The organism is Sphingomonas anseongensis (assembly GCF_023516495.1).
Lineage (GTDB): Bacteria > Pseudomonadota > Alphaproteobacteria > Sphingomonadales > Sphingomonadaceae > Sphingomicrobium > Sphingomicrobium anseongensis.
This window is the reverse complement of the sequence record NZ_JAMGBC010000001.1, coordinates 916550-928926: the sequence shown is the minus strand read 5'-3', so window position 1 is coordinate 928926 and position 12377 is coordinate 916550. Positions and strand designations below refer to the sequence as shown.

Genomic DNA, 12377 nt, shown 5'->3' with positions numbered 1-12377 from the left:
GAGCTGTAGGAAAGGCACTTGTGACCATCCGGGGGATGGTCACGGAGAGGTCGCTGAACGGAGCAATTAGATTTCCGTTTACCGTCGGACGTAATAAGCTGCCTCGATGGCCAGTCGCGACTATTATCAAATCCTCGGCGTTGCCGCTGATTCCGAAGATGTGGTTATCCAGGCGGCATATCGGGCGCTGATGCGGCGCTATCACCCCGATACAAACAAGTCCTCCGACGCCGCAAAGCGAGCCGTCGAGATTAACGAAGCATATGAAGTGTTACGGGATCAAGCCAGGCGGAGTCGGTACGACGCTGAGCGCAAAGCCCGTGCGAAAAGCGCGTCCGAAAAAAATGAGCAATCGCAGGGCCCGCCTCCACCACCGCCTCCCCCACACAAGAGTCAGCCATCGACGCAGCCTCCACGCGTGCCGTGGGATGATCGTGGCACCAGAATTGTGACTGGAGTGATTGGCGCATTCGTCCTTGTAGTAGTTGTCGGCGCCTTCGTGGGAGGCGGCTCACCGGCCGCGAACAATGACATGATGGTCGAGAATCTGACGGCCGAAAACCTCGTAGTGGAGAACGACCTGGACGCTACTCCCGCGTCCGCACCAGCTCCAGCAACCCTGGGCAACGTCCCGCAGGCGTCCGTCCAATTTGACGATATCGAGTCTGCGGCGGATAAATTCGCACAGATTCTCACTAAGTCTGGCATGGCTGGCGCCCGATCCATGAGCGAAAAGTGCCATTCGGGAGTCGCGTCACAACCCAGTTGGCCATCAGCAGATTGGTGCGCCGCATTCGACTACGCCGCTGCTCACGTTGACGCGGAAGTAAGCCGTGCCGCTGGTTGGCAACCCATGCCTTACTTCCAGTTCCAAGCGCAGAATCAAGCTGATCGATATGAGGAAGCAGGCGCCCCTGCTTATACGGTCTCCTCTCGCCTAATCTCGATTAAGCAGGCAGCCGAAGCAGCGGCGGAAGCCTCTGTTAGACAGCGGATAGCTGAATCGAAGGCGAGGGAGAGTGACAAGGCTGACAACCCTGTCCCCGCCAACTCGGATGATAGTCTTGCCAACGGTGCAAACTCAGCATCATCTGCCACATCCCCGAGCTTCAACTGCGCCAAAGCGAACACAAGCAGCGAAAAAATTGTGTGTTCCGACAGCGTTCTCGCTGCGCTGGATCGTGACATGGCCGAGCAGTATTATCGAGCGCTAAAAGATGCGACACTGCAGCAGCGATCCTTGCTAAAGCGAACTGCAGCGCGATTTATCGGTTATCGCGATCGTTGTGTCGGAGCGCCGTGCATCTCGCAAACCTACTACAACCGCATGCGTGAAATCGAAGACATCAAAGCAGGTCAGTGGAAGGGTTAGCTGCTTCCGCTGCTCTTACGCGGAGAGATCGTTGACCTCGAAATGGGTTTGGTTGGCCTCGATGGCGGCGCTTGCAGTTGCGCTCCTTGAGCTGCCCTACGGATATTACGTGCTCCTCAGACTGGTCGTCTGCGGGGTTTGCATCCACCTCGCCGTGCAAGAAAACAATGCCGGCCGCACGGGATGGACCTGGGTGCTTGGTGCGGTTGCCATCCTCTACAATCCGATCTTCAGAATCCACTTGAACCGCGATATTTGGAGCGTCGTCAATATTGCGACGATACTCCTCTTCGTCGTTCACATGCGGTCCATGCGCACGGTGAGCAAACAAACCCTCTAAGTGCGTACGTCGCTGTGCACCCGCTCGTTTCAAGATTCCGCGGCACTTCATCTGGCCGCTAATCCTGCAGTGGCAACCGCCTGGCTCGCGGCAGTGTCGGTCAGCCGACAAATCCGGGCTCTAATCGCGCCTGGATCGTTTCCATGGCGATGCAGACATACCGGCTCCTCTACTTTCGCGACGCCCTGCTGGAAGATGCGCAGGAGGTGAAGGCGCGCGACGTCCTGGACGCCGTGAAGAAGGCGGCCGGGCAGCCGCCCGACGTCCGCATCGAAGTCTGGTCGGACAAGGGGCGGGTGGGCATTGTCAGGACCTCGCCGCTCAAGTGACGCTCGCGCCGCCGGACGCCGCCGTTTGCAGAAAAATCGGGGACTCGGCGGGGGGCTGGCTGTAAATAAGTCGCTGATTCGGCTCACTGCCGGGGGGAAGGGAAAATCATGAGTTTCTTGCTAGCGGCCCTGCTGATCGCGCAGCAGCCGATCGTCGTCGAAGGCGTCCAGCCGGCACCCGTCGCCAAGAAGAAGGCGAAGCAGAAGTGCGTGACGATGGAAGTGTCCGGAAGCCGGATGCCAAAGCGCGTCTGCACCGACGTGAACGGCGACCTCGAAAAGGTGCCGGGCGTGACCGACAATGCGAGCAACGCCGGAATGATGCACGCAACCCCCGGGGCCGCGCAGGGCGGACTTGGCGGAGTGCCGCAGTAGGGACGTCGAGCGTCCCGGCCTTATCCGATCAAGGTTTCGTCTGATCCGAATCCCGCTTGACGGCGCGCGCACTCAGCGGCGTCAGGCACGATTGCAGCGAAAGCCTGTACCGGCTGGACGGCCACGGGCGCGGCTTCTTCGTCGGCACCTTCTCGCTAAGCATGCTGCCGGCGCTTCGCATCGCCTATGTCGTTGCGCCGAACTGGGCAGTGCCGGCGCTGAGCGAGGCGCGCGAAGCCCTCGACTGGCATGGCCCGGCGATCGAGCAGGGCGCGCTTGCCGCGTTCATTGCCGAAGGGCACCTGGCCCGGCACATCCGACGGATGCGGCGCATTTATGCCGAGCGCAGCCTGGAGCTTTTGCGGGCCCTAGAGGCGCATTGCCGGGAATTGCTGTCGCCGATGCGGGGCACGGGAGGCCCGCACCTTGCCGCGAGCGCTCCCGCCTGAAACTCAGACGTCTATCGACTGCTCGTCGACCGCTGCGGCGCTATTCTGGATGAACTCGAAGCGCTTGGCGGGGTCTCGCCCCATCAGGCGCTCGACGATGTCGCGGGCGGCCTGGCGGTCCTCATATTCGCCGGGAAGCGTGATCTTGATGAGCGACCGGCTGGCCGGGCTCATCGTCGTTTCCTTGAGCTGGCTCGGGTTCATCTCGCCGAGGCCCTTGAAGCGGCTGACGTCCACCTTCTTGCCCTTGAACTCGCTCGCTTCGAGCTCGGCCCTGTGGGCGTCGTCGCGGGCGTAGAGGGTCTTGGCGCCTGAGCTGAGGCGGTAGAGCGGCGGCTGGGCGAGGAAGAGGTGACCGCGGCGCACGAGCTCGGGCATTTCCTGGAAGAAGAAGGTCATCAGCAAAGTTGCGATGTGGGCGCCGTCCACGTCGGCGTCGGTCATGATGATGATCCGCTCGTAGCGGAGCGCGTCCTCGCTGAACTTGTCGCGGATTCCACAGCCCAGAGCGAGCGTGAGGTCGGCGATCTCACTGTTGGAGCGGATCTTCTCCTGCGTCGCGCTGGCGACGTTGAGAATCTTGCCGCGGATGGGGAGGATCGCCTGGGTCTTGCGCTCGCGCGCCTGCTTCGCCGAGCCGCCGGCGCTGTCGCCCTCGACGATGAAGAGTTCGGCGCCCTCGGCCGCGTCCTGCGAGCAGTCGGTGAGCTTGCCTGGGAGGCGGAGCTTGCGGGCGCTGGTTGCGGTCTTGCGCTGCACCTCGCGCTCGGCGCGGCGCTTGAGCCTCTCCTCCATCCGCTCGACGATCGAACCGAGGAGGGCGCGGCCGCGGTCCATGTTGTCCGCCAGATAATGGTCGAAATGGTCGCGGACGGCAGCCTCGACGAAGCGCGCCGCCTCGAGGCTTGTGAGGCGGTCCTTGGTCTGGCTCTGGAAATGCGGGTTGCGGATGAAGACGCTGAGCATCAGCTCGATGCCGTTGAACACGTCGTCGGCGGTGATGTCCTTGGACTTTTTCTGGCCGACCAGCTCGCCGAACGCCCGGATTCCCTTGGTCAAGGCGGCGCGGAGGCCCGCCTCGTGAGTGCCTCCGTCGGGCGTCGGGATGGTGTTGCAGTAATAGCTTTCGCTGCTGTCGGAATAGAGCGGCCAGGCGACGGCCCATTCGGCGCTGCCCTGGTTGTCGGGGAAATCCTGGCGGCCGGTAAACGGTTCGGCGGTGACCGCGGGGCGCTCGCCAAGCTGCTCACGAAGATGATCGGCTAGGCCGCCGGGGAACTGGAAGGTGGCGGTTTCCGGGACGTCCGGCGAGGTCAGGCCGGGGTCGCAGCGCCAGCGGATCTCGACGCCCGCGAACAGGTACGCCTTGGAGCGGGCGAGCTTGTACAAGCGATCCGGGCTGAACCTGGCGTCGGCGCCGAAGATCTCCGGATCGGGGGTGAAGATGACGGTAGTGCCGCGGCGGTTGGGGGCGGCTCCGACCGTCTCCAGCTTCGAGGTTGCGAGCCCCCTGGCGAACGCCTGGCGATACAGAACCTTGTCGCGGGCGACCTCGATGATCGTCTCGGTCGAGAGCGCATTGACGACGCTGACCCCGACGCCGTGGAGCCCGCCGGAGGTCGAATAGGCCTTGCCCTCGAACTTTCCGCCCGAGTGCAGCGTGGTCATGATGACCTCGAGCGCCGACTTGCCGGGGAAGCGCGGATGCTCCTCGACCGGAATCCCGCGACCGTTGTCGGTGACGGTCAGCCTGTTGCCGGGCTCCAGAGTGACCTCGATCCGCGACGCGTGGCCCGCCACCGCTTCGTCCATCGCATTGTCGATGACCTCGGCCGCGAGGTGGTGGAGGGCGCGGGCGTCGGTCCCGCCGATGTACATGCCCGGGCGGCGACGGACCGGCTCCAGCCCCTCGAGCACCTCGATCGAGGAAGCGTCGTAGCTGTCGGAAGGCGTCGGCTTGGATGAGGAAGAGAACAGGTCGGACATCTGGGCTTCGCTATAGGGCGCGGATTCAAGCCGTGCCAAGGGAGCGGCGAAGCGTTTTCCACAGCCTTGAAATCGCGCGGACGCTTTCCAAAATTTCTGCTGCCGGGCGCCCTTGAGGGCCCGGTGACGGGTTGCTGGACCCGTGGGCCGTCACGCGAGTGAATCGCGTGACGTCAGTCCTGTCCCGCTAACGCGGGCAGGCTGGCCGAGCTTCGCCAGCTCTTCGCGCTGCTACGGCGGCGCGTTGCGCCGGCGTCGCTGCGCTCGGTGGCTCAGCACCCCGCCTGTTGCTCACTCAAGGAGGACAGACAATGCGCAGTGCATTCGACTTTTCGCCCTATCGCCGGTCAACGGTCGGTTTCGACCGGCTGTTCGACATGCTTGAGAACAGCGGGCTTGGTAACGGCGGCGAGAATTATCCGCCGTTCGACCTGATCCGGACCGGAGAGAATGATTATCGGATCGACCTTGCGGTCGCCGGGTTCAAGCCGGACGAGATCGACATCACCGCCCAGCAGAACGTGCTGGTCGTCACCGGCAAGAAGAAGGAAGAGTCCGAGGACAAGGCCTCCGACTATGTCTATCGCGGGATCGCGACGCGCTCGTTCGAGCGGCGTTTCGCGCTTGCCGACCACATCCAGGTCAGGGGCGCGGACATGAAGGACGGGCTGTTGTCCGTCGAGCTGGTGCGCGAAATCCCCGAAGCGATGAAGCCGAGGAAGATCGACATCGGCTCGAGCTCCGGGCGCGAGGAGCGTTCGGCGATCGGTAGCTCCGGCGAGCAGCCGGCGTCCAAGCAGACCGTCAACGCCGACGCCGAGCGCGAGAACGCTTAACAGCGTTTTCGTGAGGCCAGATCGAAGCCCCGGGGCCTGCGCTCCGGGGCTTTCTCTCAGTCCTTCTTGCGGTTCAGCCGCTTTCCGACTTCGACCTGGGCGAGGAAGTCTTCCATCATCCTCTCGACCCTGTCCTGCGAGCCGAGATGCACGGGCGGACCGGAACCATACCAGTGAGCCCAGACCTCCTGCTTGTCCAAGCTGAAGACCACCCCACCCGATGACTCGTCGAGTCCCCGAAGATGGCTGGCTGCGAACAGCCGCCTGATGAACACTACGGCGCCGATGATCGCCGCCGACGATGCGAGGAACAATGCCGTGGCGGTCAGAAAACAGTCGAGCGAAGTCGTCTGTTCGCGTCCGCTCAACACCAGCGCTCCGGAGATCGCGGGCGATAGCAGTGCAATGCCGCACGCATAGGCCCAGGGCAGCAGGATCGCGGCAAGCAACACGAATGGGAGAAACGGGGTGAATTCGCACCCGACCACAACATCCGTCAGCGATTCGCGAATGGCTGTCGGGACAGCGATGGCAACCAACGCCCAAACCACTGCAGAAGCGTCCGTTATTGGGGGCGCCTGCAGCCGCGAGGTCAAACGGCTGTGATCCATCGGATGATTCATGACAGCTTAGCTGCACATTTCAACAGCCGACGGGCCGAGTGAGTGTCCAATCCCGATCCATTGCGCGGCGACGAAGCCGGTCTTCCGAACGCTTGCGAAGCGCGAGATACCAGAATCGAAACTGCCGTGGTGGGGACAAGCCGCGGATGCTATCACGCCTCCCGGAGCCGAACTTCGAACGAGGGGATGTGACCATGGCAGACAAGAAGCCGGCCGACGAAGTCGACGTCACCAAGGAATGGCGGGCTACTCACGGGCAGGAGTCGGTCGCAAAGCGCCTCCGCATTTTCGCAGCGCTTGCGTGGATCGTCGCCATCGGCGGCGAGATCGCAGGCATCGTCCTTCTTCGCCAGCACAAGTTCGACCATGGAAACCTTCCGCTCCTGATCGGGATACTGGTCGGAATCGCCATCTTCGCGATTGCGGGAAGCCTGTTGTGGAAAGCTGCCAACAAACAGGATCCGGCGCGCGAATCCGACCACGCCAGGTTCTTCTTCCAGAACCAGCTGGGCGCGATCATCACCGTGATCGCCTTCCTTCCGCTGCTTGTCCTGATCTTCATGGACAAGGACATGGACCCCAAGAACAAGAAGATCGCCGGCGGGCTTGGCGCCGTTCTTGCGGTGGTCGCGACCCTGATCGGGGTCAGCTGGAACCCGCCGTCCGTCGAGCAATATACGCAGGACATGAACAAGTGCGCGGCTGAGATCAAAGCCAATCAGCCGACCAAGGATTGTTCGCCCGAGGTGGCCGCCCAGGCGCAGGACATCGCGAGGGATTCGAAGACCGTGGCCGAGGCGACCAACGGGCAGGACGTCGTCTACTGGATCGCTCCCGAGAACGGGGCGAAGAAGGCTTCCACTCCGCACGTCTTCCATATCTGCCAGGGCGTCAGCCCGCTTCGCGGCAAGGTCGTGAACCGCGGTACGGTGACCGAGGCCTATGCGGAGAATGCGACCCGCATCACCAAGCAGATCCCGATGGAGCAGAAGCAGTGCGGGTTCGCCGCACCCGCTGAAGCAGAGGGCGCTTAGCTTCCGGCCGGCCCGAGACCGAGGCCGGCGAAATGCTCGATCCGGCGCGGCGCGATGATCAGGCCGTCGACGCCCGGAGTGTCGAGCACGAAGCGAAGCGCGGCTTCGGCCATGGTCTGCCCGCGTGATTCGGATCTCCCCTTGAGTTGGTCGATCGCGGCGAAGGCCTGCTCGCTCGAATAGGGACCGCAGACTTCGGGCGCCTCGGCGAAGCGGCTCCCTGAGGGAGGGGGTTCGCCGGGGCGGTACTTGCCCGTAAGGAATCCGCCCGCCAGCGGGCTGAAGGCAGTGTAGCGAAGCCCGTTCTCGGCGCACCAGGGGATCAAGGCGTTGGCGTCTGCGGTTGCGAGCAGGCTGTATTCGTTCTGCAGATATTCGAAGCGCGACGCGAGGGCGGGGCTTGCGAAGTCCAGGACGGTCCTGGCGTCGGCGATCGAGGAGTTGGAGATTCCGAACCGGTCGATCTTGCCGGATTCGGCGGCGCGGCTGAACGCTTCGAGCGTTTCTTCGAGCGGGGTCACCCGGTCGAATTCGTGGATGTAATAGAGGTCGATCCGCGCGACGCCGAGGCGGCTTAGCGACTGGTCGAGGTGGTAGCCGATCTGGGTCGCGCTGAGGGGTGTTTCGCCGGGAGGACAGCCGTTGGGATTGCCGACCTTGGTCGCAATCTGCGCGCCGTCGACGAAGCTGCCACCTTGGGCCTTGAGCCACTTGCCGAGGATGATCTCGCTCGCGCCGCCGCCGTAGGTGTTCGCGGTGTCGAAGCGGCGGATCCCGACGCGTCGCGCATGGTCGAGAAGCCGTAGAGCCTTCTCTTCGCTGTCGCCGGCGCTGCGCAGGTGCGGAGACGAGCCGATGCCGCCGAAATTGCCGCAGCCGAAGACGATGCGATCGACGTCGGCCGGGTTAAGCACGGCGGGAGCTTGGTTCTAGCGGACTCGCGGTCCGCCAAACGGGAGCGGCGGGGGCGGCCGGCGGTCGCGGCGCGGGAGCTGCGCCTGATAGGCGACTCCGCAATGGGCGACGCAATAGGGGTAGCCGGGGTTGGCCTGCTCACCGCAGAAGTGGAAATCGGGCTCGCCCGGATGGCCCATCGGCCATTTGCAGATGCGGTCGTTGAGGTCGAGCAGGCTGGTCTTGTCGGCGACTTCCGGACTGGGCTTGGCCGGAACCAGGCGGCGCGGAGGCGCGGGCGGGATCGGCGCCTGCTGGTCGCCGGGGCCCTGGCGGATGAAGCCGCCGGGACCGACCGAGCGATACTGGACGCCTTCGACCTGCGGACGCTGGCGCTGCGGCTGGGGCGCGGGTTCGCGCGCCGCCGGCTGCGGCTTTTCGGCCACGGGCTTTGGCGCAGCTTCGGCCTTGGCCGGCTTGGACGCGGGGGCCGCATGCTCCTCGCCCGGCTTGACCGGCGACGGGCGGGCCTCGAGGCCGAGGCGGTGCGCCTTGCCGATGACGGCGTTGCGGCTGACCCCGCCGAGCTTCTCGGCAATCTCGCTCGCGGTGGCGCCTTCGGCCCACATCGATTTCAGGCGCTCGATGCGCTCTTCGGTCCAGGACATCGTAAAATCACTCCGGTAATCGTTCGCCTCTCGAGCAAGCTTGCCGCCTGCTCCGTCAGCCGATAGTCGCCGCCCAAGTGAACGAACGGCCCACCAGCTCCCAATCTTCGCCTTGGCTTGTCGGCGTGCCGGGCGAACCCGTGCTCAGCGGCGTCAACTGGGGAGGTCTCAAGACCCTCTATATCAAGGAGGTGCTCCGGTTCTTCAAGGTGCAGATGCAGACCGTCTGGGCGCCGGCCATCACCACCTTGCTTTATCTGGCGATTTTCACCGTCGCACTGGGCCGAAGCGGGCGCACCGTGATGGGTGTCGCTTTCGCCGACTTCATCGCTCCGGGGCTGATCGTGATGGCGATGCTCCAGAACGCCTTCGCCAACGCCAGCTTCTCGCTGCTGGTCGGCAAGATCCAGGGGAACATCGTCGATTACCTGATGCCGCCGCTTTCGACCGGCGAGCTGATCGCCGGACTCGTGGGCGCGGCGGTGACCCGGGCTTTCTTCGTCGGCGTCGCGGTGTGGCTGGCGATGCTCCTGTGGCCCGGCGTGTCGGTGATGCCGAGGCACTTGGGCTGGGTGCTCTGGTTCGGGCTGATGGGCTCGTTCCTGCTCGCCTTCCTCGGATTGCTCACCTCGCTTTGGGCCGAGAAGTTCGACCATGCGGCCGCGGTGACCAATTTCGTCGTCACTCCGCTGTCGCTCCTGTCGGGCACCTTCTATTCGGTCGAGCAGCTTGCGCCGTCATTCCGCGCGATCAGCCACGCCAACCCCTTTTTCTACGTGATATCGGGCTTCCGCTACGGCTTCCTCGGGATCAGCGATTCGCCGATCCTGGTCGGAGCGGTCGGGCTTCTGGTGCTCAACCTGGCGCTGTGGGCGATATGCTATTCGCTCCTGAAGAGCGGCTGGAAGATCAAGGCGTAAGCGCGCCTTCGGCGTTCGCTTTGGCTGGAAAGCCAACGCTCCAGTCCAGTCAGAGGCGGAGACTCCGTTTAATTGCGTATGGCCGCTGCGGGTCGACCAGCCGACAGAGCGGTTTGGAGGAACCCATGTTGGAAAGCGACCACGTCTACTTCGCACGCCGCGCGTCAGAGGAGAGAACCGCCGCGATTTGCACTCCTAACGACGAGGCGCGCAAAGCGCACATTGAGCTGGCGGAGCGCTACGAGGATTTGGTCCGGGCCATAGTCGGCCGCCAGCAATTGCTCGGCGTCGAGAGTGCTCTGCTCAGGCCAGCATTCGACGAGTTCGGCTAGGATGACAAATCCAGTGGCACTCTCAACCTTGGCCATCGCAGCCGCTCTGCTCACCACCATGCCTGCCGCCGCGCAAACCGAACATTCGCAGCATCACCCCGATAAGGGAGCAACGGGCATGCAGACGCCAGCTTCACTCGCAGCGGAGCACCGGGAATTGCACGAAGTTCTCGCTCGCGCCTCCAAGGAAGGGGGCGAGCTTGGGAGTGCGGCCGAAGAGCTCGAACGAGCCCTGGCTCCCCACTTCCGCCGTGAGGAGCAGATAGCCACGCCTCCGCTCGGCCTTCTCCCCGAGCTGGCCCGCGGAAACGCAACTGCAGAAATGCGTGCCGTCCTGCCCATGACCGACGCGTTGGAGCGCGAGCTTCCACAGATGTTGAAGGAACATGAGGGCATCCGCACTGCCGCCGCGAAGTTCCGCGCCGCCGCCGAGAAGGCGGGGCGAGCGGACTATGTCCGCTTCAGCGACGGGCTCGCTGCCCATGCCCGGCAGGAGGAGGAGATACTCTATCCGGCGGCCATCCTGGTCGGCCGCTACGTCAAGCGGACATCGCCGCAAGAGTGAGCTGCACCCGCTAGATCAGGCGTAATGCACGCAGGGGCTGGTGGCGCCCTTGCCGTTCGGCCCCCATTTGCGGAATCCCGACGAATCCACGTGGAACCGGCGGCCGGTGTAGAAGCCGAGGCCGGCATCATAGCGAGCGCCATCGCGGGCGTGGGCGGCGCAGACAGAGCGGATCATGTCGTCGCGGTCCACCGCCGCGTTCACCGGCGTCAGGTCGAGCGCGAAGAACTCTCGGTGAGCGCTCTTCGGCGCTCCGTCCGAGCAGGCGTTGAGCTTGGCATTGCGGTAGCCGGAGACGGCTTCGACCTGGCCGACTGCAGGGACGACGTCGTCGCGCACGAATTTCAGGGTCGTGACGATATGCTCCCACTTGTCGGGGGGCGGGGCTTCGAACGGCTCTGCGCCGCACTCGCGCCACGACGAAGAGGTGCGGGTCAGCTCCCACAGGGGAACGATCGAGCCGACGCCCTCGGCGGCAAGGAAGTTGCCGAATGCGACGACATTGTCGCGGTTGCCGCCCGAGCCGCTAACCCAGGTCCGGAAGTCGTCAGCCGACTGTCCCGGCGCAAGGCCGGAATCGGCGACGTGAGCAAGCCCGAAGGCGTCGGCCGCAGCCTTGTGCATTGGCACGGTCGCGGCCGCGGCCTGTACGTTGGCAGCGCGACCGATCAGCTGGCCCGAGCCCACGGAAGGCGCAAAAGAGAGCGTCGCCGCGAGCGCGGCAGCAGATATAAATCTAAGCATTTCAACAAGATAATTTCTAGATTCGCCGATTCAAGACCGTCGGCTTGAAGCGCGATTATGCCTGTGGAAAACTCCAGCATCGCATTTTTTGAATGCCGCACATCCAGCGGCCGCCGGTTCGGGCCGGGCGATTGATCGCTTATTCGCCCGAAATATTCGTGCTGTCCTTGCTGGCAGCTTTCGGCTTCGTTGTCGCAATGTTCAGCGCAGCGCCGCAATCGCGCCGCGGAGCCCTCGGTTAGCTGAACGGACTATTACGGCAGGTAAACAAGTTGAACGCCGGATTACGGGCCCATTCAGCCCGACATCAAGCGAATCGGCGCACAACTCACGCATCAATCGCTCAACAAGGAGAGCAACGATGCGTAAGTTTCTTTTCACCCTCGCCGCCGCAGTCTCGGCAGTCGCCGTTGCCGCTCCGGCTTCCGCCCAGGTCTATGGCAACCTCGGGGTCGGCTACGGCGCCCCCTATGGGAACGCCTATGGCTACGGGTACAACAATGGCTACAACCGCGTGGAGCGCCTGCAGAACCAGATCCAGCAGGTTCGCTACCAGATGCGCAACCTTGCCGTTCAGGGCCGCCTGACTCGGGCCGAAGCACGCGACCTCAATCGCGATATTCGAAGCACCGAGCGCGCACTTCGCAACGCCAGCTATCGCGGCCTGTCGCCGTACGAGGCTCGCGTTCTCAGCGAGCGGGTGCAGCGCCTGAACTTCGAGGTGCGGCGCTACGCCGACTATGACGGCCGCCGCGGCCGCTATGGCTGGTAATCGCGACTAAAGCCGGCCGCTCAGGCGGCTAACGAGAGGGGCGGGTCCAGCCGGGCTCGCCCCTTTTGCTTTGCGCCGCACTCCCATTATAGCCGCTGCGGGGCGCTCGCCGCCCGATCCCGCTAGACAGACAAAGGA

The 12377-nt window shown here is 64.0% G+C and carries 16 protein-coding genes; 11 read left to right on the top strand and 5 right to left on the bottom strand.

Annotated features, from left to right (window positions below):
- Positions 1–106: 106 nt before the first annotated feature.
- The 5 genes from LZ519_RS04780 (at position 107) to LZ519_RS04760 (ending at position 2865) form a co-directional block, all read left to right on the top strand.
- Positions 107–1372, top strand: a complete 1266-nt coding sequence (locus tag LZ519_RS04780; protein ID WP_249867577.1) for a lysozyme inhibitor LprI family protein — start codon at positions 107–109, stop codon at positions 1370–1372.
- Positions 1287–1712, top strand: a complete 426-nt coding sequence (locus LZ519_RS04775) for a DUF6804 family protein (protein ID WP_348539380.1) — start codon at positions 1287–1289, stop codon at positions 1710–1712. The genes LZ519_RS04780 and LZ519_RS04775 overlap by 86 nt, the downstream gene beginning before the upstream one ends.
- Positions 1713–1855: 143 nt before the next feature.
- Entirely contained in the window at positions 1856–2041 is a 186-nt protein-coding gene (locus tag LZ519_RS04770; protein WP_249867575.1) for a hypothetical protein, read from the top strand.
- A 108-nt stretch (positions 2042–2149) separates the two neighbouring features.
- Complete coding sequence (locus LZ519_RS04765; RefSeq protein WP_249867574.1) at positions 2150–2416, top strand: hypothetical protein; 267 nt, start codon at positions 2150–2152, stop codon at positions 2414–2416.
- Positions 2417–2472: 56 nt separating this feature from the next.
- Positions 2473–2865, top strand: coding sequence for an aminotransferase-like domain-containing protein (locus LZ519_RS04760; RefSeq protein ID WP_249867573.1), 393 nt, complete (start codon positions 2473–2475; stop codon positions 2863–2865).
- 3 nt (positions 2866–2868) lie between these two features.
- Here LZ519_RS04760 and parE read toward each other — a convergent pair whose 3' ends face one another.
- On the bottom strand, positions 2869–4851 hold the full coding sequence (gene parE, locus LZ519_RS04755) for a DNA topoisomerase IV subunit B (RefSeq protein WP_249867572.1): 1983 nt from the start codon (positions 4849–4851) through the stop codon (positions 2869–2871).
- A gap of 311 nt (positions 4852–5162) precedes the next feature.
- Between parE and LZ519_RS04750 the strand changes: the two genes are divergently transcribed.
- Positions 5163–5687, top strand: a complete 525-nt coding sequence (locus LZ519_RS04750) for an Hsp20 family protein (RefSeq protein WP_249867571.1) — start codon at positions 5163–5165, stop codon at positions 5685–5687.
- A 56-nt stretch (positions 5688–5743) separates the two neighbouring features.
- On the opposite strand, the gene LZ519_RS04745 is transcribed toward LZ519_RS04750, so the two are convergent.
- The gene (locus LZ519_RS04745; RefSeq protein WP_249867570.1) at positions 5744–6310 is read right to left on the bottom strand and encodes a hypothetical protein; all 567 of its coding nucleotides are present in this window, start codon (positions 6308–6310) and stop codon (positions 5744–5746) included.
- 194 nt (positions 6311–6504) lie between these two features.
- On the opposite strand from LZ519_RS04745, the gene LZ519_RS04740 reads away from it, so the two are divergent.
- A complete protein-coding gene (locus tag LZ519_RS04740; RefSeq protein WP_249867569.1) occupies positions 6505–7344 on the top strand; it encodes a hypothetical protein in 840 nt (279 codons plus the stop codon).
- Here LZ519_RS04740 and LZ519_RS04735 read toward each other — a convergent pair.
- Positions 7341–8258, bottom strand: coding sequence for an aldo/keto reductase (locus tag LZ519_RS04735; protein WP_249867568.1), 918 nt, complete (start codon positions 8256–8258; stop codon positions 7341–7343). The genes LZ519_RS04740 and LZ519_RS04735 overlap by 4 nt on opposite strands.
- A gap of 15 nt (positions 8259–8273) precedes the next feature.
- Entirely contained in the window at positions 8274–8906 is a 633-nt protein-coding gene (locus LZ519_RS04730; RefSeq protein ID WP_249867567.1) for a GcrA family cell cycle regulator, read from the bottom strand.
- A gap of 77 nt (positions 8907–8983) precedes the next feature.
- Between LZ519_RS04730 and LZ519_RS04725 the strand changes: the two genes are divergently transcribed.
- The 3 genes from LZ519_RS04725 to LZ519_RS04715 all read left to right on the top strand — a co-directional run bounded on the left by LZ519_RS04725 (position 8984) and on the right by LZ519_RS04715 (position 10723).
- Entirely contained in the window at positions 8984–9826 is an 843-nt protein-coding gene (locus LZ519_RS04725) for an ABC transporter permease (protein ID WP_431358083.1), read from the top strand.
- A 125-nt stretch (positions 9827–9951) separates the two neighbouring features.
- Positions 9952–10158 (top strand): hypothetical protein, encoded by a 207-nt coding sequence (locus LZ519_RS04720; RefSeq protein WP_249867565.1) that lies wholly within the window; start codon positions 9952–9954, stop codon positions 10156–10158.
- A 118-nt stretch (positions 10159–10276) separates the two neighbouring features.
- Positions 10277–10723, top strand: coding sequence for a hemerythrin domain-containing protein (locus tag LZ519_RS04715; RefSeq protein ID WP_249867564.1), 447 nt, complete (start codon positions 10277–10279; stop codon positions 10721–10723).
- Between the two features lie 15 nt (positions 10724–10738).
- Here the strand turns inward: LZ519_RS04715 and LZ519_RS04710 are convergent, their stop codons facing one another.
- On the bottom strand, positions 10739–11467 hold the full coding sequence (locus LZ519_RS04710) for a D-Ala-D-Ala carboxypeptidase family metallohydrolase (protein WP_249867563.1): 729 nt from the start codon (positions 11465–11467) through the stop codon (positions 10739–10741).
- A gap of 361 nt (positions 11468–11828) precedes the next feature.
- On the opposite strand from LZ519_RS04710, the gene LZ519_RS04705 reads away from it, so the two are divergent.
- Positions 11829–12239, top strand: coding sequence for a hypothetical protein (locus LZ519_RS04705; RefSeq protein WP_249867562.1), 411 nt, complete (start codon positions 11829–11831; stop codon positions 12237–12239).
- Positions 12240–12377 lie beyond the last annotated feature (138 nt).